Raw genomic sequence first — 24,682 nt, 5'->3', positions numbered from 1 at the left:
TTAAGCACGCCGCCAGCGTTCATCCTGAGCCAGAATCGAACCCTCCACAAAAAACCTTTGCAAAGAGACATCGAAAAACGACTCTCAAAAAGAAAAAAGACGGAACCCCTTATAAGGAAAGAGGTTCGCACAAAAACCCCGACCCCCATCAACCACCCTCGTGGACTCCAGGAAAACAAACCCCGGAGCGGGAATCGGACTGGCAATCATTGACTATAAAGAAGTAAGTAGTACAACACACTCTTGAGTTCTCAAACCACCACACACAACCGAACAACCCCGGAAAACCAACCAGAAAGGAAAGAACCGGACCGCTCAGCGGCAGCGAGTGACTAACCTACACCACCAACCACCACAACGCAAACCAACCCCAACACAACACCACCAAAACCCTAGAAACAACACGGCTCCCCCGGCGTGTCGAAAACAGACAACAAACACCACACGCCACCGGACCACCCACCGACGCTACGCGCCACCTCCCGCCAGCGGGAGGAAACAACACACCACCCCGCACCACCAAACCACCCACCGGCGCTCACGCGCCACCTCCCGCCAGCGGGAGGAAACAACCACACACCACCACCAAACGGCACGACCGCACGGGGAAACCGCGGGTCGACGCTATTTACCGCCTTGCCCTCTGGTGCTGATGAGAACAACAGCGAAACCGCCCACAAAGCACGCGATCGCCGTAACGAGCAGCCACATCGCGTTGCCGTGGATGAGCAGCACCACGAACCAGAGCGACAGCACCAACGGTGATGCGCATACGGCGAGGGCCGCAATCATGGTGATGGCGCTGTACCGGCCCTTACCCGAGGCCGGTGCGGGAGCCGTCCCGGTCGAGGGCGAAGCCTGCGGGGGGCAACGGGACAGGAGACGCGCCCGGCCGCGGAGGCGCCGGAACGGGGGATGCACTCGATGGTGGCAGCGGCACGGGCGCAGGAGAAGGCATCGACCGGTGTGTCTGTTGCGATTGGACCGGAACCGTCGCCGCGGAGACCGACGGAGTCGCGGGAGCCGTCGGAGTCCCGACGCGGCGAGCGACAGGTCGTACAGCCGCGGAGGCCGACGGGGCCGCAGGAGCCGACGTACCGGGGATGTCGACCTTATGGCCCACCAAATCGGATGCCTTGGGCACCAGCGGGAACCAGTCGAAGCGCTGGCGGAGCGTCAGGTGAGCACCGTGAGTGGCATAGAAATCGCATGCCGCGGGCAGCCACATTCCCAGTCCAAGACCTATGAACGCCACGGCCGCACCCCAAGCGAACGTAATCGCATCGGACCGCTGAACCGTCGTCTGCACCATCATGCCGATGATGGGAAACAGGTAGGGCATAGCGGACACGGACCAACTGATCAGTGTCGCGAAGAGGACGAACAACTGGGTCAGGATCACGATCGCGAACAGGGTGCCGCTGCCGGCATTGCTCTGCGTCCAACCCGAGCCGTACTGGTTCCCCCACCGGCGCTCCTTGCCCCCGGGGAACGGGTTGGTGAACGGCGTGGCGGCCGCCGATGCGGCTCCGGCTACCATGAAATGCAACTTGCGGCGGAACACCCAGCCGAACAGCAGCCGCACCAGTCCCATCCACAACCGGCCGGGCAGGTTGACGGCCCGCGCGAATCGACCGAGCAGGGAAAGACGCCTAGGTCCACGCCCACCGGCGAAGCCGAACAGCGCGATCACGGCCGACAGCACCGCGTAGGGCGACCAGAGCATCACCATGAGACAGGCCACGGCCAGAGGCCGGTCGAGCAACACCAGCATGTCATCCAACGTGCCCGGCACCGGCGCGCCCGTCATCGCGGCCGCGCCGCGGCTCGCCCACAGCATGAACGCGTTCACCGGCGCCCAGATCGGGGACGTATCGTCGGGAACGGCCGTATCCAGCACGAGGACTCCGACGATGAGCATGGCGACCCATACGAACACGGAATTGACGGCGCACAGCAGCGTATAGATCACTCCGCCACGCATCCTCGCCAACACGGTCTCGAATCCGCGCGCCTCACCTAATTCATCGCGCAGATATACCGCGACGCTCTCGACGGGACGGGTGTAGGCAGTCGATGTCATCGATCACTCCTTTCCAAACAGTCGCCCGAACAGCCCGGTTTTGCGCTTCGGCTGTTCCTGCGGCAACGGCAGATTGCCACCAAGCGCCCGCGCGGTGCGGATGTCGCCGGCCGACATGCGTCGCACCCGCCGCTGGTCTTCCCGTGATCCGGCACGAACCCATGGCGTCCGGTCGGCTCCGGCCGCCCCTCCACGCCATTGGATTGCGACTGCAACATAGGGGATTCAGCGCCCATCGGGACCCCTCCGCTCTCTTAGCGAATGTTCATCACCATGATATCCACCGAGTGCTGCGGCGAACCCGCACATTCCGCATTATTGCCGCAACATTCCGACGCGGGCGCAGACCTCGACGGCGACGAATCGGATTGAATACGACGAAACCCGCCTCGCATGACGCGGACGGGAATCAAAGACGATGTGGGCGGACGCCGTTGTCCGTATCTTCACTGTGTATCGAACTCGCGAATCTTCGCGCGGCATCGTACCCATCGTGCCGTCGTCGATCCGCTACTTGGATGCTGATCGAATCGGATATGCGGTTCAGCGGTTGCCGCGGCGACGAGCGCACTCGGCCATCTTTTCACGGGCGATGTTCTCCGGGAACATGTTGTCCGCGCAGAAGCTGACGATATCGCCGAAGATGTTCTTGTTGGTCATGATGTCCACCTTTCCTGTATTGTTCCGCCAGCCTCACATTCCGGCTGACATCTCACATGATAGACACCACCCCATCGATTTGCAAACGTATTCTGAAACCGGTTTCAGACTGTTGTCATACCGCCGTTCCGTCGGCGTGTCGCCCACCCGGACGTACCACACCGCAACGGTTCGCGACATCATCGCATAACGTCCCGGAAACAATCCGAATGCGCCGACTCCGTGCACAATCCCGAACCTACGAAACCTACAATGGAGACGATTCCACATCATCGACGAATGGGGGGCACGATGAGCAATCGGCAGGCAACAACATCACCCGAGCTGGCGTTGCACGACAATGCGGGCACACGCATCCCGCAGATCGGATTTGGCACGTTCCAGATTCCTCCCGAGGACACGCAGCGCGCGGTCGAGGAGGCGCTGGAAATCGGCTACCGGCATATCGACACGGCCGCCGCCTACTACAACGAGCAGCAGGTCGGCGACGCGCTCCGGGCCACCGGCATGGCCGGCAAGGTCTGGGTGACCACGAAGCTGCGCAACTGCGATCAAGGCTACGATGCGGCGCGCGTCGCGTTCGACGAGTCGCGCCGCAAGCTGGGCGTCGACGTCATCGACATGTATCTCATCCACTGGCCGTTCCCCGCCGCGGACTTCTACCGCGAGACGTGGCGCGCGCTGCTGAGGCTGCGCGACGAGGGCGCGATCCGTGTGCCCGGCGTGAGCAACTTCCTGCCCGAGCACCTGCGCGCGATCATCGAGGATTCCGGCGAGGCGCCGGCCGTGAACCAGATCGAGGCGCATCCACGCTTCAACCAGCCCGGCGTGCGCGCGTTCTGCAAGGCACACGGCATCGCGGTCGAGGCGTACAGTCCACTCGGCCACGGCCAGGACATCGCGTCCGGGCCGGTCACCGCGGCCGCCGAAGCGCATAGCGTGACGCCGGGGCAGGTGGTGTTGCGCTGGCATACGCAGGAGGGACGCATCATCATCCCGAAGTCGAAACACGTGGAGCGCATGCGCGAGAACCTCGCGAGCGCGGGATTCGACCTGACCGCCGCCGAGATCGCCGCCATCGACGCGCTCGACGACCCGCATGCGAACGTCAGCGCCGATCCGGCCACGTTCGCGCACTCGCAATCGTGGGCGGACCAGCACGTGCGCGGCAATATCTGAACCCGCCGCGACCGTCACCGACGACGACCGCGGGGAACGACGAACGACGGCCCGACGCAGGTCCATCACCTGCGACCGGACCGTCGCCGTCCCCGCACGCCACGGGCCGCACGTCCCGAAGCACGCAGCCGAGACCCCGAGGCCGGATCACGTGATATTTCAAATCACGTGATATTCCTTGAGCAACGCGGCGATGTCGGTGCCGTCGAGCTTCTTCAGCACCTTGCCCAGCACGGCGCGCTCCACGAAGTTGAGCTTCATGTCCGTGACCGGAGCCCCGTCGCGCAGCTTCACCGTGGCGTTGAGGAGGTTCCTCACGTCGTAGACGCTGCCCCACACCTCGGGTACGCCGCGATCCACGTCGAGCAGCGTGTAGACGGCTTCCATGCCGGTGCGCATCGAGTACTCGGTGGTGAAGATCGTGTCGCGCGGGGTCTCGGCGAACTGACCGAGGAACGCGAAGTTCACGGCGCCGTCCGGCACGACGTCCGGACGGTCGCCGGCGGCGCGAGGCATGAAGAACGCGGTGATGTACGGCATCATGACCGGCACGGTGTTGGCGTGGCTTCTGGCGAGCGCCTCGATCTTCTCCGTCGGCACTCCCATGTGGTAGAGCCATTCGGCGCAGATCTCCTCGCCGGTGCATTCGGTCATCGGCTTCTTCACGTAGTCGCCGGGCTTGTCGGGGAACAGGCCGTAGACCCAGACGCACAGCTGGTCCTTGCTCTGGTCGCGGAACTGCTGCTGGCGGTTGAGGGTCCAGCTCATCAGCCAGCTGGAGTCGGTGACGGTGACAATGCCGCCGGTCACGACGCGCCCGGAGAACGGGTCGCGCTTGCAGATGCGCTGGATGTAGGGCGGAATCTCGCCGTCGAGCGTGGTGACGGTGGCGCTCATCCACTTGGTGGCCTGCGGGTCGGAGCAGAACTTGTCGGGGTGGCCGAAGCTCGGGTCCTGCGCGGCGATGCGGCGCCACATGTCCCAGCCGCCGCCCGGCTTCAGGTCCGGGTTCCACGGCGCGGGCGCGTGCTGCGAGCCCATGGTGGAGTTCTCGACGCAGCCGCCGTTGGTGATGAACACGTAGTCGTTCTCGGTCAGGTCGATGGAGGATTTGTCGCCTTCGTGGTCGAGGTCGAGGCGCACGGCGATCTTCTTGACGTCACTGCCGTACGGGTTACGTTTGAACACGCCGGACGTCGCCTGGATCTTGAGAATCGTGTCCTGTCCGACGCCGGTGCGTTCGCGCTTCGGCCCGTCGCCGCCGCCGATCGCGAATTCGACGTTCTCGACCTTGGTGCCGTAGCGGAACTCGACGCCGTGCGATTCGAGGTATCGAACCATCGGCAGGATCATCGACTCGTACTGGTTGTAGCGGGTGAAGCGCAGGGCGCTGAAGTCCGGCAGGCCTCCGATGTGGTGGATGTAGCGCTTGATGTACAGCTTCATCTCCAGCGCGGAGTGCCAGTTCTCGAACGCGAACATGGTGCGCCAGTACATCCAGAAGTTGGAGTCGAGCACCTCGTCGTCGAAGAAGTCGGTGATCGGCTTGTCGTAGAGCTCCTCGTCAGGGGTGAAGAAGAGCTTCATGATCTCCTGCGAGGCCTTGTCGGACAGGCCGAACCTGCCTTTGGTGCCGGCGTCCTTGCCGAGGTTCTTGGTGGCGCGACACAGCGAGTAGTTCGGGTCCTCCTTGTTGAGCCAATAGTATTCGTCGAGCACCGAGACGTCGGGGCTCTCGATGGAGGGGATGGAGCGGAACAGGTCCCACATCACCTCGAAGTGGTTGTCCATCTCGCGTCCGCCGCGCATCACGTAGCCGAGTCCGGGAATCTCCGCACCATCGCACGCGCCGCCGGGCACATCGTCCTTCTCGAGGATGTGGATGTTCGCACCGGGCATCTGCGCGTCGCGCACGAGATAGCATGCGGCGGACAGTGCCGCGAGACCGGTGCCGATGATGTACGCATGCTTGCCGTCGACGCCTTCCGGCTTCTTCGGCCGCGCGAACGCCTCGTAGTTGCCGTTGGAATAATACATATGCCGCCTCCTTGAGGATATGTTGACAGAACGTCAATTCCGCCTATCAGACATCATGTCGCATTCCGCCCTCTCCCGCCATAGACACTACACCGGTGTCGTGTCCGGATACGGGAGCGCCACGGCGCACGGTGAGCGCGACGTGCGGCCGGCGCGCCGGCGCGGCCGCCGTCCCGGCGTGTCCGCCATGCGACGGTTGCGTTGAAGTGCACTTGAAGTGGTTCAATGGACTGTGAGCGATAACAGCACCGTCGTCGACGCCGCCGCGGACACCACGCGCAGCGACGTCGACGGTCGCGGCGAACGTCACGACGACCGCGACCGACGACGACCACGATCCGACGCGACGACGTCGGGATTAAGGAGAACACAGCAACGATGAAGTACCGCAACGTAGGCAAGTCCGGACTGAAGATCAGCGAAATCGCGCTGGGCAGCTGGGTGACCGACCTGAAAGGCACCGCCGCCGAGGACGTGGCCAAGCAGACCGTCGACCTCGCGTTCGACAACGGCGTGAACTTCTTCGACTGCGCCGACGCATACTCCGCCGGCGCGGCCGAACGGTTCTTCGGCGAAGCGCTGAGCCGCTTCCCCCGCCGTGAACTCGTCATCTCCTCGAAGGTGTTCTTCCCCACCGGCGACGGCGTGAACGACCGCGGACTGTCGCGCAAACACATCTTCGAAAGCTGCGAGCAGAGCCTGAAGAACATGAGGACCGACTACCTCGACCTCTACTACTGCCACCGCTTCGATGAGTCCACCGATCTGGAGGAGACGCTGCGCGCGATGAGCGACCTCGTCGCGCAGGGCAAGGTGCTCTACTACGGCGTCTCCGAGGAGTGGGGCGGCGCGCGTCTCCAGGAGGCGCAGCGCATCATCGACCGTCTCGGACTCTACCCGATCACCGTGGTGCAGCCGCAGTACAACCTCGCCGACCGCTACATCGAACACGAGATCATGGGCGTGTGCCGTCAGCTCGGCATCGGCATCACCACGTTCTCCCCGCTCGCGCAGGGACTGCTCACCGGCAAATACCGCAAGGGCCAGCCGCTGCCGGCCGGCTCGCGCGCCACATGGCAGGCCGACCACCAGATCAACGACCTGCTCACCGACGCGAACCTCGACATGGTCGAGAAGCTGCGCCACGTGGCCGAGGAACTCGGCACGAACCTGCCGGTGCTTTCCCTCGCGTGGATCCTCCAGCATCAGGAGATCAGCTGCGTGATCGCCGGCGCCAGCAAGCCCAGCCAGCTGGAGAACAACCTCAAGGCCTCCGGCTTCGAGATTCCCGCCGACGCGATGGACGAAATCGACGCGATCACCGGCTTCCACCGCTTCGAACGCCACGTGGGCTGAGCCGCCGGAAGCCGCCGGGAGCCGGGACACGCCGACGGACCGGGAGCCGCCTAACCGCGGTACTCCCGGTCGGCGATCATCCTGCCGGACTGGTCGAGCGCGGTGGAGAACCGGCCGTAGTCCGACAGGATCACGCCCATGTAGAGCATGTCGACGAGCGCCACGTTCGCGACACGCGAGAAGATCGCGTTGCCGTAGATTGTGTGCGACCCGGAACCGGTGACCAACGTCACGTCGGCGGAACCTGCCAACGGCGAGCCGATGTGATTGGTCACGGCGATGGTGTGCGCGCCCGCCGACCGGGCGAGGCGCAGCGCCTTCACCGTATCCGCCGACGAGCCCGAATGGGAGAATGCGATCGCCACATCCTCCTGACGCAGATGGCCGGCGCCGATCTGCTGGAGGTAGGCGTCCGTATTAAGACGGCAGTCCAATCCCAGATACATGAGCTTGGTGAACAGGTCGGTGGCGGGAACCAGCGAATTCTCCACGCCGTAGATGTCGACGATTCTCGCCCCCGCCAGCAGCGCCGTCGCCTTGCGGAACGCCTTCACGTCGAGCGAGCGGCGCAGCTCCTCGATGAGCGACGTGGCACCGGCGGCCGCCTTCGCAGGTACGCTTTCGGGATCGTCCCACGGGTTGAGGTCGAATCCCTCCAGCGGATCGAACGTCACCTGGCGTTCCGCCTCCGGATGCCGCAGCACGTAGCGCAGCTCACGATAGCCGCCGAAACCGAGTTTGCGCGAGAAACGAATCACGGTCGGCTGGCTGACATGCGTTTCATCCGCCAACTGGCCGACGGTGAGATCGGCGGCCTCCTCAATATGGTCGCGGATATACCGTGCGACGGCTCGTTCGGCCGGTCTCAGCGACGGATACACATGGTCGATGCGCTCGCGAATTCCCACCGAAGGCTGCACGGTTTCATCTCCTGCGACAGTTCCACCATCATCTCGTATTGTCGAGGACGACGATAGACCGCGCGGGTGTGCCGCCGGCTGACTGCGGTTGTCCGTCCGATGAACCGTAGGTTAACTTTCCCGCCGACCCGTACCTATGGAGGTCGGGACGCGCCGGAGGCCCATCCCGACCGGATTCACAACGCCACGTCGATCCGGGGCGCGACGCCGTCGTCATGGTGCGCCGTGCCGTTCATGACGACGGTGAGACCGGGACCATGCCCGTAGCGGTCGCCAAGGCGGTCATACAGAACATCCACCGTGGTGGAACCGACAGGCAGGCCGAGTAGACGCCAGTACGGCATGTCGTGGCCTTCGGCGATCGGCGCGACGGTAAGCATGTCCCCGTCGGCGGAGGGATGCACGTCGATGCCGGCGAGACCGGAGATGACGAGATCGGCGAAGGTGGAGTGGTTGTAGTCCTTGCCGCGCTCGTAGCCGCCTTTGTCCTCACGCCATCGCCACGCTTCGAGCTGGTCGCGGGAAATCCACGCGCCGGTGTCGGCGTCGAGATCCTCGTCGATCCAGTCGACGACTCCGCCGTCGGCCGTCTGCCTGGTGTGGATCACGGCATACCGGCGCAGCTCGCGCATGAAGTCGCCGACCCCCACTCCTCCGCGACCGGAACGGATCTCGGCGATCATCGAGTTGAGCGTCTGCGTGGTGGCGTACGGCCAGCAGGGCCCGTTCCACTGGCATTCGTGGGCGGAATCGCGGTTCATGTACCGCGGATGGCAACGCTCGGCCGTGCGGATGCCCACCGCGCCGGCGAAGTGCTTCGGGTCGGCGAGGAAACGCCACGCCTCCTCATGGCGACCGTCCGCCAGACCGAACGCCCACGGGATGTATCCGATCTCCTCGCGCACGTTGCGCGCGGGATCCACGTCGGCGAAATCGTCCGTTTCGAGGATTCCCTCCTTGTCGTCCAACGGCAGCACCTTGAAGAACCGCCCGTCCGCGTCCCATAGTTTGTCGTGGATGAGACCGGTCAGGGAGGCGGCTTTCGCATCGAACCGGTCGGCGAGTTCGTCCCGCCCTGCCCATCGGGCGATGGTGGCGATGGACCTCGCGTTGGCTGCCATGTAGCTGTTGAGCGTGGGGCGCAGTCCGGAACCGGAGATCGAATCCTCCATCGCGTCGCGGTCGTCGTACGACCAGAACAGGCCGTAGCGCGTCATGTTGCGGGATTCCACCTCTCCGTAGAAGCGCACGAGATCGTCGAGCACCGATACGGCGAAGTCGTGGTCCGCGCGGGTCTCGGCGTAGCGGCGCACCGCGTCGGCGATCCATGACGAATAGGACAGCTCGTCGCCGGATCCCTTGAGCCAGAAATCCACGTACCCTCGGACCAGATCGTCGCCGTCCTTCAGCCAACGCGCCTCGGCGATGTGGTGCCCGTTCGCGCAGTTGATGGAGTTGTATGCGCCGGCCCAGTACACGTCGGGCAGGAACTCGGTGATGATGCGCCCTTCCGGCGTCGACGTGATGTGCTTGCGGAACGTCCACCAGCGGAAGTAGTAGACACGCTCCAGCAGACGGTCGGCGCATTCGAAGAACGGCACTTCCCTCTTCATCCATTCCGCGGCCATCGCATTGGTGATGTCCTGCGGGTACAGCTCCTCGTCGTTGCGGTTGAACGTTTCGACGTAATGGTCGATCACCTCATGCGGGTCGCGCGACGGCGCGGGGGCGGTGAACTCCTCGACGGGTTGATAGACCTCGGTCATGACGGTTCCCTCCTTCCGTGTCGTTCAGGCCTCGATGGGCTTGCCGGCCTTGCGGGGCATGTGGGTGTAGGCGAACACGCCGACGATGATGAGCAGCAGCGCGATGCCGAACGGTAGGAAGGACACGGCGAAGTCGGTGCTGCCGAGGATCGCCTCGATGGCGGTCATGGCGAGCGGCGCAAGGAAGATGCCCACGTGGAAGCCGATCATGATGGCGGTGGACCAGAACGCCTGCTGGGACTTCGTGGCGTACTTGGGCAGCTGGTTGAACAGCCACGGTCCGAGGATCGGCCCCGGCACGTAGAAGCAGATGATCGAGGCGACGAGCAACGGCCAGCTGCCGTTCGCGAAGTACAGCAGGAAGCAGCCGAGCGCCTCGATGGCGATGCCCAGATACAGGGTGTTCATATCGCCGAGGAACTTGTTGAGCGCGCCGAAGCCGAAGCCGGAGACGATGCCCGCGGCCACGCCGATGGACATGACGGTGGACGTGTTGAAGTCGGCGCCCAGAGCCTCCTGGGTGACGGCCGCCCAGCGCACGAAGCCGGACTGCATGGCGACGAGGTAGCCGGCCGCGAACAGCGCGAACAGCGTGAGGATCACGTAGTTGGACTTCTCAGCGAACACGTCGCCGCCCTCGGCGGATTCGTCGCTCGTGTCGTCATCGGCGAGCTTGACGTCCGGCACGACAATCCAGAACCATGCGAGCGCGGCGAAGGCGAGGATGTAAGCGGAGAAGGAGCCCTGCCAGCCGAACGAGGAGGCCAGCACGCCGACCAGAGCGGTGAGGATCATCTGACCGATGTTCTCGAACGCGCCTCGGATGCCCAGCAGCGTGGAACGCATGTCGCCGGACCACATCACCTGAATGATGGCCACGGCCAGCGAGTTGTAGCAGCCCAGCCCCAGGCCGAGCACGATGCGGGAGATGAGGATGACCGTGTAGTCGCTGACGAACATCGGCATGACGCCCGAGACGCCGACGAGGGCGACGCCGAGCCCGATCACGTTCTTCAGACCGAAGAACCGCGCCATCGCCGGACTGAGCAGCAGCGTGACCAACGCGGTGAGCGACGGCGTGGTGGACAGCAGCTCGGCGGCCGCGTTCGAGACGTGCAGACCATCGCGGATCTGCGGCAGGATGCCGTTGATGATGTTCGAACTGGTGAGCAGCAGCGATACCGCCAACACCGCCAACTGCACGTTGAGACCGTACTTCTTGACTTCCGTTGTCATGGTTGTTCCTTTGATTCGGGATTGCGTGATCGGAGACACCAGAAGCCCGCCACCACTGGTGGCTTCGTATGCGATGTTTCCGTGTGCACAATCAGCATAACACAATTTTACAAGAACGTTTAACTACTGAGGTTCGACCACCATACAAGAGCATCAAAAATGCCGCTCTTGCAACGTTTTACAACATCGCAACCATGTTGGAATATCGGCGTGTTGAAACGTTCTTGCTCAATTGTTAGTTAAACGTTATTTCAATGAGACACGCTCATGGGCGCCAGCTGCCGAACGCACGGACGCGCTTAGGCGGATTCGCCGCGCACCAAAGAGAAGCCGGCGATTTCACGCCGGGCGGGCAGGTCGTCGCCCTTCTCGATGCGGTCGACCAGCATCGACACGGCGGTCTTCGCCATGCCCCCGAAATCCACCGCGATGGTGCTCAGCCGCGGCGAGCAATATGAGACAGGGCTCACGCCATCGAAGCCGAACACCGCCTTGTCCTCGGGCACGCGGACCCCCATCTCGCGCAACCCCCGGATAAGACCGAAGGCGATCAGGTCGTTCATGCAGAAGAACACGTCATAACCCAGATCGGCCTGCACGATGTTCACGGCGGCCTTCGCGCCGCCCTCGACGGTCCACTCGCACGGAACGGTATCGGTAGGCTCCCCCAAGCCGGCCTCGACCATGGCCTCGACCGCCAGCCGGGAGCCGGCGTTGCGCCCCTCCTGACCGAACTCCCCCGACGCGAACCGCCTTCCGCCGACGACCGCGGCGTGCCCATACCCACGCTGATTCAGATAGGCGAACGCCGCCTTGAACGACGCGGCCAACGGCAGCGCCACATTGTCATAGTGCGGATGCTCGGCATAGTCCTCGAACAACACCGCGGGATGCCCTCCGAGCAATGCCTGCAACTCCTCCTCGGACGTGTTGTGCAGGTTGACGATCAACCCATCGCACATCGGCGTGCTGATGCGCTTCAGCGAGGTCTTCTCCTCCTCCGGAGAGGCGTTCGTCTGCATCACGATGGTCTGGTAGCCGCGCGCCGCGGCCTCACGGGACACCGCACACGCCAGATCGCAGAAATACGGGTTCGCGAGTTCGGGGACCACGAACGCGATGATGCCGCTGCTGCCCTGTTTGAGGAACCGCGCGGACAGGTTCGCGCTGTAATGCACCTTCTCCGCCGCACGAAGAATCCGCGCACGCGTCTCCGGCTTGAAGCCCGGTTCGCCGCGCAGAACCACCGACGCGGTGGCGACGGACACCCCCGCCTCCTTGGCGACATCACGCAAAGTAGCCATAGCACCGTCCCCTTCCGTCACACCGATGCCCCGCAACGGCTCCGTCAATCCGTATAAACGTTACACCACAGCGGCGGGGACGACGGTCATGCGCATGCCATGCGACGCGGCACCGTCACGGCTCGATGATCCAGCTCAATCCGACGAGCACGATGAGGAAGAGGACGTTGACGGCCGAGTAGACGGCGAGGTAACGGCCCTTGCGGTCCGGATACTTGCGCACGACGTTCTTGTAGCCGATCAGCGAGGCCATCGAGGCGATGAGCGTGCCCATGCCACCCAGGTTCGTGCCGATGATGAGCGGACGCCACTGGTCGGTGAAGCCGGACAGCAGGATCGTGGTGGGCACGTTGCTGATGAGCTGGCTGGATCCGACCGCAACCTCCAACGGATGCGCGCCCACCAGCGAGGCGGCGAGCTCGTAGAATTCAGGCACGCGCTTCATGTTGCCGATGAAGATGAAGAACATGGTGAACGTGAGCGGCAGGCCCCAGTCCACGTTCTTGAACGCCTTGCGGTCGCACACGAGGAACGCGGCGAACACGATGACGCACATGAGCCACAGCGGGATGACATCGCTCACCGCAAGCAGGCAGACGACGAACAGCAATGCGTAGACGACGGTGCGCCATCCGCCGTAGCCGGCGCCGTAGCCGGTGATGCGGATCTCGTCGGGCTGATGCTTATCGCTCTCCGGCGCGAGCACGCCCTGTTCGATGCCGGTGCCGTCCAACGACTGGAACTCGGAGACCGGCTTGGAGCCGAACACCACGCAGGTGATGACGACGAGCATCACGGCTGCGGTCGCCGAATAGGGTGCCATGATGCCGATCATCTCCATCGACGGCATGCCGGTGAGCGCCTTGAGATACAGGTTGTGCGCGTTGCCGATCGGCGTGAGCATGCTGCCCACGTTCGCGCCGATCGTCATCAGCGTGCCGACAAGCACCGCATGCTCCTCCATATGCGCCATGACGAGCACGGAGATCGCGAACGGGATGAACGTGACGAGCGCGACATCGTTGGTGATGAGCATCGCGGAGAAGAACGTGAGCGAGATGAGCGTGAGCACGAGACCGCGCGCGGTCCTCACATGGTGCAGCAGACGCGAACCGATGATGCGGAACACGCCGATGCGCTGCAATCCGCACACGACGAGCATCAGACACACGAGCTGGCTGATCGTGCTCATATGCACGTAGCCCTTGTAGTCGGCGTCCGGCGGAACGATGAAGCATGAGATCAATGCCAGCACCGTGGCGACGATGAGAATCGTCTCGCTCTTCAACAATTCGACCAGCCAGCGCCGCATCGATTCCTCCGTGGAATAAGGGGATTTACCGTAAGTATCCTAACGGAAACCGCGCCCCGATACGTAGCCTCGGCGTGCTGTTTTCCGACCGTTTTCCATGAAATCGCGCGTCACGCTTACTCGTCATTGGCCTCATCTCCCGACTTTTTCGATTTTCTCTATGTGAATACGACATGAACGCATGATGAAAAACAAGTTCCGCACGTAGCCGCGGCGAATCGCCGCATATGGCGAAACTACGTCGACTACACGCCGCCCGCGTAGTTTCACTTGCTGTTCACCATCGTTTCAGTCAACTTTCCCCTGCACGCCGCCAGCGGAGCCCGAATCGACGGCACGATAGGAGATGCAGCGCGGTTCGGCTGCCACGGTACGAAGTCCCAACCGCGATAACTGAATACCGATCACGACGCCGCATCACGCGACGCCACCCGCGAACGGGCCGCGACCCCACGACCCGAACAAGAAGGCAGTTGACGAAATATGCTCGAACTCAAAGACATCACCAAGTCGTTCGGCGACACCCATGTGCTGAACGGCATCAGCCTCGAACTGGACAACGGCAAGATCATGTCGATCCTCGGCCCTTCCGGCGGTGGCAAGACCACGCTGCTCAACATCATCCTGGGCATCACCGAACCGACCAGCGGCAGGCTCATCTACAACGGCGAGGATCTCACCCACGTGCCGATGGAGAAGCGCGGCTTCAACATCGTGTTCCAGGACTACGCGCTGTTCCCGAACCTCACCGCCTACGAGAACATCACCTACGGCCTGAGGAACAACCCGGGCATCTCCTCGCCGGAGGAGATCAAGGAGATGATCTCGCTGCTCGGCCTCGAGGAGCACCTCAACAAGCACATCGACGAGCTGTCCGGCGGCCAGAAGCAGCGCGTGGCGCTCGCCCGCACGCTGGTCATGAAGCCGAAGCTGCTGCTCCTCGACGAGCCGCTGTCCGCCCTGGACGGCGTGATCAAGGAGTCCATCAAGGCGAAGATCAAGCAGATCGTCGAGCAGTACGATCTCACCACGATCATGGTCACCCACGATCCGGAGGAGGCCTGCACGATGAGCGACAAGGTCCTCATCATCAACCACGGCAAGGTGGCGCAGTACGACTCCCCGGAGAACATCATCGAGCACCCGGCGTCCGACTTCGTGCGCAAGTTCATCCTCCACCAGCTCGAGGTGAAGCGCAACAACATCTACACCCTGTTCAACGAGGGCGACGAGGCCGATTCGGCCGCGCACGTCAACGCCGAGCTCGCCGCCGCGGGCCAGGAGGCCTGAGCCATGTCGGTCGAATCCATCCAGGCGGGCAAACAGCTGCCCAACATCCGTCCCGAGATCCACAACTACGAGACACGACCCTCCAAGCCGAAGCAGACCGAGCTGTGGACGCTGCTCGCGATCGTCGCCGTATGCTTCATCGGCTTCCTCGTCGTGCCGATGGTCCTCGTGATCATCCGCTCGTTCACCACCGCCGGCGGCGCGGCCACGCTCGACAACTACGCGACGATCCTGTCGCGGCCCGAGTTCACCCGCTCGATCACCAACTCGCTGACCGTGGCCGCCGTCTCCGCGCTCGTCGCCGTGCTGCTCGCCTTCCTGCTGAGCTACACGATCAACTGCACGAACGTGCCCCGCGGGTTCAAGAAGGCCGTCGCCCTGCTCGCGCAGCTGCCGATGCTGCTGCCGACCATCACCTACGGCTTCGCGATCATCTACTCGTTCGGCAAGAACGGCCTGATCACGCAGCTCGTCGGCCACCCGCTGTTCGACATCTACGGCTTCAACGGCCTGCTCATCGGCTACGTCATCTACACGCTGCCGACCTGCTTCCTGCTCATCAACAACAGCTTCCAGTTCGTCGACAAGAAGTTCATCATCGTCTCGCACATCATGGGCGACAACCCGCTGACGACCTTCCTCAACACCGTGCTGCGACCGCTGGTCGGCACGATGGCCGTCGCGTTCATCCAGTCGTTCTTCCTGGCGTTCACCGACTACGGCATCCCGACCTCGGTGGGCGGCACCTACGACGTGCTGGCCATGACCCTGTTCAACCAGATGCTCGGCTCGATCCCGAACTTCAACCGCGGCGCCGTGATCGCCGTGTTCATGCTCATCCCCTCGATCATCTCGATCATTCTGATGACCGTGCTCGAACGCTTCGCGATCCGCTACAAGCAGATCAGCCAGATCGACCTGCCCAAGGGGAGGAAGCGCGACTGGATCTGCGGCATCGCCTCCGTCGTCACGCTCGTGTGCACGCTCTCCGTGTTCCTCGTGATCCTGCTCATCCCGTTCGTCCAGGAGTGGCCGGATCATCTCGGCTTCACATTCGCGCACATCGCAAACCTGTTCACCGATTCGCAGCTCACGCAAGTGTTCACCAACTCGCTGTACGTCGCCGTGATGACCGCCATCTTCGGATGCGTGTTCGTCTACGCCGCCGGCCTCGTCACCTCCCGTTCGAAGCTGCCCGCGTGGGCCCGCCGCTCGGTGGACGCGATCTCCGCGATCATCAACACCGTCCCGGGCATGGTGCTCGGCATCGCGTTCCTGTTCATGTTCTCCGGCTCGCCGCTGCAGAACACGTTCTGGATCCTCATCATCGCGAACATCGTGCACTACTTCGCCACCCCGTACCAGATGATCAAGGATTCGCTCACCAAGATGAACGCCGGATGGGAGACCACCGCCAAACTCATGGGCGACAACTGGATCAAGACGCTGGTGCGCGTCGTCACGCCGAACGCGTGGCCGACGCTGCTGCAGATCTTCGGCTACTACTTCGTCAACGCGATGGTGACCATCTCGGCCGTCGTCTTCCTGACCGGTGCCCGCACGCAGGTCATCACGACGAAGATCTCCGCCCTGCAGCACATCGCCAAGTTCGACGACGTGTTCGTGCTCTCCCTGCTCATCCTCGTCGTCAACCTCGTGGTCAAGGGCCTGATCGCCCTGTTCACCCGCGACCGTTCCGCCGAACGCGCCAAGGAGGCCCGCAAGGCCAAGGCCGCCGTGAAGACCCCGCAGGTCGCCGCCTCGTTCAGCACCGTGCGTCCGAGCCGCCAGCTCGCGGCGGCGGCCGCCACCTTCCAGCTGCCGAACAACGGCAACCGCAGGAACCGCAGCCTGCTCACCGGCATCGCCTCCGCGGTGTGCGTGGCGCTGCTCGTCGGCTTCGGCGCCATCTCCACGTCCGCGGCGGCTGCCGGCGGCAAGGTCGTCATCTACACGAACGCCGATGAGGAGGCCGTCACCGCCTTCGAGCACGCGCTCGACCGCAACGGCTACAAGGACCAGTACATCATCCAGGAGTTCGGCACCTCCGAGCTCGGTGGCAAGATGCTCGCCGAAGGCAAGGCGCTCGAAGCGGACATGCTCACCATGAGCTCCTACTACGTGGACTCCGCCCAGGAACGCAACCACATGTTCGCCGACTTGACGGACGTGCACTCGCAACTACTCGGCGACACGGAGAACTCGAAGGCACCGGCCTACCGCTCCCCCACCACCGCGCAGGAGGGCGCCATCATCATCAACACCGAGGCGCTCAAGGCCGCGGGCGTGGACCGCCCGAAGAGCTACGCCGACCTGGCCAAGCCCGAGTACAAGGGCCTGATCTCCGTGCCGGACATGGAGGGCTCGTCCACCGGCTGGCTGATGGTCCAGGCCATCGTCGACGCCTACGGCACCGGCGCGAAGGGCAAGCGGATCCTCACCGACATCTACCGCAACGCCGGCCCGCATCTTGAGCAGTCCGGCTCCGGACCGCTCAAGTCGGTGCGCGCCAAGGAGGTGGCGATCGGCTTCGGCCTGCGCCACCAGGCGGTCGCCGACAAGAAGAAGGGCCTGCCCATCGACTACGTGGACCCGACCGAAGGCAACTACTCGCTGACCGAGTCGGTGGCGGTGCTTGACAAGGGCCGCGCCACCAACCCCAAGGCACAGAAGATGGCCGGCGTGATCATCGACCAGGGCCGCAAGGAGCTGCTCGAAACCTACCCGACCCCGCTCTACCAGGGCGAGAAGGCACCGGCGAACGCCTCCAAGCGCTCGAAGTCCTTCCCCGAACCGCTGACCGTCGACCTGCTCCAGAAGCACCAGGACTTCTCGTCCGAGTGCAAGCGGGCCGCGGAGGGCGGCGAGTGACGGGCGGCGTTCGGACCGCGCAGGTGAACGCGGTCTGAACGCAACTCGGTTACTACAAACGACACTCCGCCCGCAGGGCGAAATCTACGTAGAAATATCCGAAAAGTTCCTTCGTGATTACACTCTGCGGGCGGAAGCCATATTCAAAGCGCCTAACGAACATCCACGGCGTACAACGCATACTTCGTCCAAGCCAAGAGAGCCATAGGATCCGACGGATCCATGGAATCCACGGAACAGAAAGGAAACGACCATCATGGCCAACGAATACAAGCTGCTCACCCCCGGACCGCTGACCACGACCCGCACGGTCAAGGAGGAGATGCTCTTCGACCACTGCACGTGGGACGAGGACTACCAGCAGATCACCCAGAAGATCCGCCGCCAGCTGCTCGAACTCGCCCACTGCGACCCGCGCGACTACACCGTCGTGCTCATGCAGGGCTCCGGCACGTTCGGCGTGGAAAGCGTCCTGACCTCCGTGATCGGCAAGGACGAGAAGGTGCTGCTGTGCACCAACGGCGCGTACGGCGACCGCCAGGTCAAGATCTGCGAGCACGCGGGCATCGACTACGTGCAGTACGCCGAGCCGTACGACCGCATCCCTGACGCCGACAAGGTCGAGGAGTACCTGCGCCGCGACCCGTCCATCACGCACGTGTCGATGATCCACTCGGAGACCACCTCCGGCCTGCTCAACGACATCGCCGCCGTGGCCACCGTCGCCAAGGCGCACGGCTGCACGTTCATGGTCGACGCGATGAGCTCCTTCGGCGGCGTCGACATCCCGCTCTCCGGCTGGGGCATCGACTTCCTCGTCTCCTCCGCCAACAAGTGCATCCAGGGCGTGCCCGGCTTCAGCTTCATCATCTGCAACAAGGCGAAGCTCGAGGCCTCCAAGGGCAAGGCGCGTTCGCTGTCGCTCGACCTGTGGGACCAGTGGAACACGTTGGAGAAGGCGAACGGCAAGTGGCGCTACACCTCCCCGACCCACGTGGTGCTCGCCTTCTCGAAGGCGCTCGACGAGATGTTCGCCGAAGGCGGCATCCCCGCCCGCTCCGCCCGCTACCAGCTCAACAACGACCTGCTCATCGCGCGCATGAAGGCGCTCGGCTTCCGCACGTTCCTCCAGAAGAACCAGGGCCCGATCATCACCACGTTCCTCTACCCGGAGAGCACCACGTTCGACTTCCACGACATGTACGAGTTCATCAAGGAGCGCGGCTACGCGATCTACCCGGGCAAGCTCACCGACGAGGAGACGTTCCGTCTGGGCAACATCGGCGAGATCTACACGGACGACATCGAGAAGGTGACCGAGCTGCTGGCCCTGTACATGGGCGAACGCGGCCTGCTCGAGGCGGCCACTGGTTCGGCCTCCGTGCCCGAGGCGATCGCCGCGATGGACAAGGCCGGCGAGCCGATCAAGGCCGCCGCCCCGGCGAACGTGAAGCTCACCGCCTGACCCCGCCCATCCCATACGCAACGTTTCACGTGGCGTTTCACGTGGCATTTCACGTGGCGTTTCATACGAAGGAGAATATGATGACCAACCGTTTTGAAGCCGTGATCTTCGACTGGGCCGGCACGACCGTGGACTATGGCTGCTTCGCCCCCGTCAAGGCGTTCCAGGAGGCGTTCAAGGAATTCGGCGTCGAGCCGACGATGGCCGAGACCAGGAAGCCGATGGGCATGCTCAAGCACGACCATATCGACACGATGCTGCATATGGACCGCATCGCCCGCGCATGGGAGGAGCGTCATGGCGCCGCCCCCACCGACGCGGACACGGATGCCGTGTATGCGCATTTCGAGCCGAAGCTGCTGTCGATCCTCGACGGGTTCGCCGACCCGAAGCCGGGCGTGACGGAGGCCGTCGCCGCCTTGCGCGAGGCTGGGCTCAAGATCGGCTCGACCACCGGCTACACCGACAAGATGATGGACATCGTCGTGCCGAAGGCCAAGGAGAACGGCTACGACCCGGACTTCTGGATCAGCCCGGACGGTACGGACGGCTACGGCCGCCCCTATCCGTACATGATCTTCCGCAACCTCGAGGCCCTGCACGTCACCGACGTGCGCCGCGCCGCGAAGGTGGGCGACACGCTCTCCGACATCCGCGAGGGCAAGAACGCGGGGCTCTTCACGATCGGCGTGACCGAGGGCAGCTCGCAGATGGCCCTGAGCCAGGCGGAGTTCGAGGCGCTGGGCGACGCCGACAAGGAGGCCGCACGTGCGGCGGCCCGCGACGCGTTCGTGAACGCGGGCGCCGACGCGGTCATCGACACGATGGCCGAGCTGCCGGCGCTGCTCGCCCAGATGGCCTGATCCATCGGACCCCGCCGGGTCCAGGCGAATCCCGGCGATTCCGAACGGCGGCCCCGTGGCGGTTTCCTCCCCGAAAGGACGGAGACCGCCGCGGGGCCGCCGCCGTCGATGCACATCCGTCGATGCACATCCGCCGACGCACATCCGCCGACGGGCGCGGACGCACAGCATCCACGCATATAACGCATATACAGGAACACGCGCATATATAAGAACGTTTACGAATATGGACAGCGGCCTCTCCCCGTTACCTGCCGTTCATACAATGGTTCGCGGCCATTATGGAATAGGAGAAAGAAGAGGTTCATGTTCTCAACCCATGCCAAGCGCATCGCCGCCCTGGGCGCGGCCTGCGCGATGCTGTTCACGGCGGCCGCCTGCGGCGGCTCGTCCAGCTCGTCGCAGTCCGACGGACAGACCATCATCTCGGTGAACAACACCGAACCGCAGAGCCCGCTGGTGCCCGCCGACACCAACGAGATGGGCGGCGGCAAGGTCATCCGCTACCTGTTCGAGGGTCTGGTCAGCTACGACGTCAAGGGCAAGCAGCACCTCGAGGTCGCCAAGTCCATCACGCCGAACGACGACGCCACCCAGTACACCATCAAGATCAAGGACGGCTGGAAGTTCACCAACGGCGAGGCCGTGACCGCCGAATCGTTCGCCAAGGCGTGGAGCTACGCGGCGAACGTGAAGCACGCCATGAAGCAGGCGAGCCGCATGTCCATCATCAAGGGCTACGACGAGCTTCAGGACCCGAACGTGGCCGACGACGCGCAGCTGAGCGGCCTTGAGGTCAAGGACGACCACACGCTGGTCGTGACCCTCGACCACCCGGATTCCGTCTTCCCGGTCCAGATCGCCCACCAGTCGTTCTTCCCGCTGCCGTCCGTGGCCTACAAGGACATCAAGGCGTTCGGCAAGAACCCGGTCGGCAACGGCCCGTACAAGCTCAAGTCGTGGAACGTCGGCAAGGACATCACCGTGGTGAAGAACCCCGACTACAAGGGTTCGCGCACCGTGAAGAACGACGGCATCGAGTTCCGCGTCTACACCGATGAGAACGCCGCCTACTCCGACGTGCTCTCCGGCAACCTCGACGTGCTCGACGAGGTGCCCGCCAGCGCCGTCAAGACCTTCCGCTCCAACAGGAGCGTGACCGCCTACAGCCAGCCAGGCTCCTCCTACCAGGGCTTCGTGATCCCGGAGCGCCTCGACCACTTCGGCTTCGACGAGGAGGGCCAGCTGCGCCGCCAGGCCATCTCCATGGCCATCAACCGCAAGCAGATCGTCGAGAAGGTGTACTCGAACACGAAGACCGTGGCCACCGACTTCACCTCGCCGCTGGTGCCCGAATACTCCAAGACGCTCAAGGGCGAGGAGAACCTCGAGTACAACCCGACCAAGGCCAAGGAGCTGTGGAAGAAGGCCGACGCCATCTCCCCGTGGAGCGGCAGCTTCAAGATCGCCTACAACGCCGACGGCGGCCACAAGCAGTGGGTCGACGCCGTGTCCAACCAGCTCAAGAACACGCTCGGCATCGACGCCCAGGGCGACGCCTACCCGACGTTCAGCGACATCCGCGAGCGCGTCACCGACCGCAGCATCTCCACCGCGTTCCGTTCCGGCTGGATGCTCGACTACCCGTCCGCCGAGGACTACATGACCCCGCTGTACGCCTCCGCCTCCGCGGACGGCCACGGCTCCAACGACGGCGACTACAAGAACCCCGAGTTCGACGCCGACCTGGCCAACGCCCTGTCGCAGACCGACGTGACCAAGCGCACCGAGGCCCTGCGCACCGCCCAGGAGATCCTCATGCAGGATCTGCCGTCCATCCCGCTGTGGTGCGACAACGTGGCGGCCGTCTCCGCGCAGAACGTGAAGAACGTGCAGTTCGACTACACGAACATGCCCACGTACAACACCATCACCAAGTGACACGGTGATGCGGCGCGGCCTGGCCGCATGACCGTATGAGAGAGCCCCGACGGGATTTCCCGTCGGGGCTTTTCGTTCACAGGAGATTATCAGCCTTGCACCATGCCGCCATCCGCGCTGCGGTAGCCGAGGTTCATCATCTCGCTGTTGTAGGCGATGACGCCGCGGCCCCGGGCGGGCAGGACGATCATGCCGCCGTCGCCGTGGTGGGCGGCGACCTCGTCAAGCGTGGCGACGGCCGCGTCGTGCACGGACTCGCCGGCGAAGCGCACGCGGTCGGACACCTGGTGCGCGGCGACGACCTTGATGAACGCCTCGCCGATGCCGGTGCAGGAGACCGCCACGGTGCGCTGGTCGGCGAAGGTGCCGCAGCCGGGCAGCGGCGAATCGCCGACGCGGCCGTGCATCTGGTTGGTGATGCCGCCGGTGGACGTGCCGGCGGCGATGTCGCCGTTCACGTCGCGGGCCACGGCGCCGATGGTGCCGTGCTTCTCCCACTCGTCGCCGCCGGACTGCGCCTCGGCGAGCGACTGGCGGCGCTGCTCGGTGATGAAGTACTCGTTGGGTTCGGTCGCGACGCCCCAGTCGGCGATCTCGCCGTCGGTCGGGTCGGCGAACAGCACGTGCTTGGTCTGTTCCTTGACCGCGCGGGCCGCGTCGATCGGGTTCCTCACCGTGGACACGCCGGTGACCGCGCCGACCTCGCCGTCGCCGGTCATCAGGCAGGCGTCCATCTGGGCGATGCCGTCGCTGGTGAGCGCGGCGCCGTGGCCCGCGTTGAATTCGGGGGAATCCTCCATCACGTGGATGGCGGCGATGACGGCCTCGTGGGCCGGCGCGCCCGCCTCGAGCAGCGCGTAGCCGGCGTCGAGCGCGCGGTTGAGGTCCTTCTCGACCTGCGCGATGCGTTCCGGCGTGCTGCGCTTGCCGCGGCTGCCCGCGCCCGCGTGGATGATCAGGGTGATGCCGCTTTCGCTGCCCGCCGAGATGGCGGTCACCGGAGATGTGGACGATGCCGTGCCCATAGTGTCTGTTGTCCCTTTCCTTGCCGGCCCGTGCCGTCGAAGACCGACGGATGCGCGGGGCCGTGCTTCCTGCGTCGTGATGTCCGCGCCGCGGCCCCGGTCGCCCGGCGCCGCATGCGCCATGTGTATGATACGCGGCCGCGGCGTGCAACGCGACCATACGGCCACACCGCAGGTGCGCTACGCCTCCGCCAGGGATCCCGGCAGCTCCAGCCCCGCGTCACGCAACGCATCGCGCAGCGAGGGGGTGACCTTGCCGTCGTGGCCGCGCACGCCGCGCGCGTGGAGCAGCGAGCTGACGATGGCCTCCTCGCTTGCGGCGGCCACGGCGCGGAAGCACCGGTCCATCGCGTTCTCGTTGAGCCGTGTCACGGTCTCGATGAGCGGCCCGCCGGCGGGCGTGGGACGGTCGGACGGTTTGGTCTGGTCGTCGCCGGCCCAGTGGTCGATGCGGTTGGCGGTGCTGAACGCGACGACGATCTCGCCGCTGCCGTTGCCGATGTAGCCGCCGCAGCGCGCGATGCCGACGGTGACGCGTTTGGCCATGCGCCTCAACTGGCGTGAATCGGCCGGCAGGTCGGTGGCGATGACCGCGACGATGCTGCCCTTGTCCTCGCCGGCGCCGGCCGCGCCCCCGCCAGCGGTCCCGTCCGAGGCCGATGCCGGGGCGGCGTGTTCCGCTTCGGCGAGGCGGAGGCCGACCGGCTCGCCATTGAGACGCAGGCATTCGCGCGAACCGAAGTTCGTGAGCACCAGCACGCCGAGCACATGGTCGCGCCCGTCCACGCGCACCACGCGCGAGGCCGACCCGATGCCGCCTTTGAGGCCGAAGCAGGTCATGCCCGTGCCGGCGCCCACGTCTCCCTCGTCGAAGTCCTCGCCGGCCGCGGCGATCGCCTCCAGCCCGTGCGCCGGCGTGACGGCGCGGGCGCGTATCGAGTTGATGGGACCGTCGTTGCATTCCATGACCACCGGATTCACCGTGCCGGTGTCGACGCCGATGGCGGGGTGGCCGGCGAGCGCGTGGTCCACGAGCGCGTCGAAGCAGGCGCCGCAGGACAGCGTGTTGGTCATGAGGATCGGCGTTTCGAGGCTGCCGAGCTCCTCGACCTGCACGAGTCCCATCGACTTGCCGAAACCGTTGGACACGTATGCGGCGGCGGGCGGTTTGCTTGCGAAACAGTCGCCGGGCGGCACGATGGCGGTCACGCCGGTGCGGATCGTGGGCGCGGCGCCGTCGGGCGAGCGCAGCGTGACATGGCCGACCCTCACGCCGGGCACGTCGGTGATGAGGTCCCGCTTCCCCGCGGGGCCGTCGTACAGGTCATGGTTCCATATGGCATTCGTTCCCATGGAGGACCATGGTAGCCCGGC

19 protein-coding genes are annotated in these 24,682 nt (G+C 64.5%); 9 read left to right on the top strand and 10 right to left on the bottom strand.

Annotated features, from left to right (window positions below; translation table 11 throughout):
- Positions 1–227, top strand: a 227-nt coding sequence (locus tag AC1AYR_RS02960) for a hypothetical protein (protein ID WP_476555131.1), incomplete at its 5' end; no start/stop codon positions are given.
- A 397-nt stretch (positions 228–624) separates the two neighbouring features.
- On the opposite strand, the gene AC1AYR_RS02955 is transcribed toward AC1AYR_RS02960, so the two are convergent.
- Positions 625–792 carry a hypothetical protein gene (locus AC1AYR_RS02955; protein WP_476511203.1) on the bottom strand — a complete coding sequence of 56 codons (168 nt, stop codon included), beginning with the start codon at positions 790–792 and terminating at the stop codon, positions 625–627.
- A gap of 22 nt (positions 793–814) precedes the next feature.
- A complete protein-coding gene (locus AC1AYR_RS02950; protein WP_476511204.1) occupies positions 815–2,083 on the bottom strand; it encodes a hypothetical protein in 1,269 nt (422 codons plus the stop codon).
- Between the two features lie 951 nt (positions 2,084–3,034).
- On the opposite strand from AC1AYR_RS02950, the gene AC1AYR_RS02945 reads away from it, so the two are divergent.
- Positions 3,035–3,922, top strand: a complete 888-nt coding sequence (locus AC1AYR_RS02945; protein WP_476511205.1) for an aldo/keto reductase — start codon at positions 3,035–3,037, stop codon at positions 3,920–3,922.
- Positions 3,923–4,081: 159 nt separating this feature from the next.
- Here AC1AYR_RS02945 and AC1AYR_RS02940 read toward each other — a convergent pair whose 3' ends face one another.
- On the bottom strand, positions 4,082–5,959 hold the full coding sequence (locus AC1AYR_RS02940; RefSeq protein WP_476511206.1) for an oleate hydratase: 1,878 nt from the start codon (positions 5,957–5,959) through the stop codon (positions 4,082–4,084).
- 232 nt (positions 5,960–6,191) lie between these two features.
- On the opposite strand from AC1AYR_RS02940, the gene AC1AYR_RS02935 reads away from it, so the two are divergent.
- A complete protein-coding gene (locus tag AC1AYR_RS02935) occupies positions 6,192–6,341 on the top strand; it encodes a hypothetical protein (protein ID WP_476511207.1) in 150 nt (49 codons plus the stop codon).
- Entirely contained in the window at positions 6,338–7,315 is a 978-nt protein-coding gene (locus AC1AYR_RS02930; RefSeq protein ID WP_476511208.1) for an aldo/keto reductase family protein, read from the top strand. Before AC1AYR_RS02935 ends, AC1AYR_RS02930 begins: the two co-directional genes overlap by 4 nt.
- Before the next feature lie 50 nt (positions 7,316–7,365).
- Here the strand turns inward: AC1AYR_RS02930 and AC1AYR_RS02925 are convergent, their stop codons facing one another.
- The 5 genes from AC1AYR_RS02925 to AC1AYR_RS02905 form a co-directional block, all read right to left on the bottom strand.
- Positions 7,366–8,235 carry a MurR/RpiR family transcriptional regulator gene (locus AC1AYR_RS02925; protein WP_476511209.1) on the bottom strand — a complete coding sequence of 290 codons (870 nt, stop codon included), beginning with the start codon at positions 8,233–8,235 and terminating at the stop codon, positions 7,366–7,368.
- A 176-nt stretch (positions 8,236–8,411) separates the two neighbouring features.
- Positions 8,412–10,001, bottom strand: coding sequence for an MGH1-like glycoside hydrolase domain-containing protein (locus AC1AYR_RS02920; protein WP_476511210.1), 1,590 nt, complete (start codon positions 9,999–10,001; stop codon positions 8,412–8,414).
- Positions 10,002–10,025: 24 nt separating this feature from the next.
- Positions 10,026–11,237, bottom strand: a complete 1,212-nt coding sequence (locus tag AC1AYR_RS02915; RefSeq protein WP_476511211.1) for an MFS transporter — start codon at positions 11,235–11,237, stop codon at positions 10,026–10,028.
- Between the two features lie 299 nt (positions 11,238–11,536).
- Positions 11,537–12,541: a LacI family DNA-binding transcriptional regulator gene (locus AC1AYR_RS02910; protein WP_476511212.1), complete on the bottom strand. Its 1,005-nt coding sequence runs from the start codon at positions 12,539–12,541 to the stop codon at positions 11,537–11,539.
- A gap of 115 nt (positions 12,542–12,656) precedes the next feature.
- Positions 12,657–13,853 (bottom strand): SLC13 family permease, encoded by a 1,197-nt coding sequence (locus tag AC1AYR_RS02905; protein ID WP_476511213.1) that lies wholly within the window; start codon positions 13,851–13,853, stop codon positions 12,657–12,659.
- A 483-nt stretch (positions 13,854–14,336) separates the two neighbouring features.
- On the opposite strand from AC1AYR_RS02905, the gene AC1AYR_RS02900 reads away from it, so the two are divergent.
- The 5 genes from AC1AYR_RS02900 to AC1AYR_RS02880 all read left to right on the top strand — a co-directional run bounded on the left by AC1AYR_RS02900 (position 14,337) and on the right by AC1AYR_RS02880 (position 22,283).
- Positions 14,337–15,143, top strand: coding sequence for an ABC transporter ATP-binding protein (locus tag AC1AYR_RS02900; RefSeq protein WP_476511214.1), 807 nt, complete (start codon positions 14,337–14,339; stop codon positions 15,141–15,143).
- Positions 15,144–15,146: 3 nt separating this feature from the next.
- On the top strand, positions 15,147–18,014 hold the full coding sequence (locus tag AC1AYR_RS02895; RefSeq protein ID WP_476511215.1) for an extracellular solute-binding protein: 2,868 nt from the start codon (positions 15,147–15,149) through the stop codon (positions 18,012–18,014).
- A gap of 256 nt (positions 18,015–18,270) precedes the next feature.
- Positions 18,271–19,479 (top strand): 2-aminoethylphosphonate--pyruvate transaminase, encoded by a 1,209-nt coding sequence (locus AC1AYR_RS02890; RefSeq protein ID WP_476511216.1) that lies wholly within the window; start codon positions 18,271–18,273, stop codon positions 19,477–19,479.
- A gap of 80 nt (positions 19,480–19,559) precedes the next feature.
- The gene (phnX, locus tag AC1AYR_RS02885) at positions 19,560–20,342 is read left to right on the top strand and encodes a phosphonoacetaldehyde hydrolase (RefSeq protein WP_476511217.1); all 783 of its coding nucleotides are present in this window, start codon (positions 19,560–19,562) and stop codon (positions 20,340–20,342) included.
- 306 nt (positions 20,343–20,648) lie between these two features.
- Positions 20,649–22,283: a peptide ABC transporter substrate-binding protein gene (locus AC1AYR_RS02880; RefSeq protein WP_034526846.1), complete on the top strand. Its 1,635-nt coding sequence runs from the start codon at positions 20,649–20,651 to the stop codon at positions 22,281–22,283.
- A gap of 89 nt (positions 22,284–22,372) precedes the next feature.
- Here AC1AYR_RS02880 and AC1AYR_RS02875 read toward each other — a convergent pair whose 3' ends face one another.
- Together AC1AYR_RS02875 and AC1AYR_RS02870 are read right to left on the bottom strand one after the other, a co-directional pair.
- Positions 22,373–23,308, bottom strand: a complete 936-nt coding sequence (locus AC1AYR_RS02875) for an isoaspartyl peptidase/L-asparaginase family protein (RefSeq protein ID WP_034526844.1) — start codon at positions 23,306–23,308, stop codon at positions 22,373–22,375.
- Positions 23,309–23,488: 180 nt separating this feature from the next.
- Positions 23,489–24,661, bottom strand: coding sequence for a DmpA family aminopeptidase (locus tag AC1AYR_RS02870; RefSeq protein WP_476511218.1), 1,173 nt, complete (start codon positions 24,659–24,661; stop codon positions 23,489–23,491).
- Between the last annotated feature and the right edge of the window lie 21 nt (positions 24,662–24,682).

It is taken from the genome of Bifidobacterium sp. LH_417, assembly GCF_056357035.1.
The sequence above is the reverse complement of the archived record's forward strand: the minus strand, read 5'-3'. Positions and strand labels throughout refer to the sequence as shown.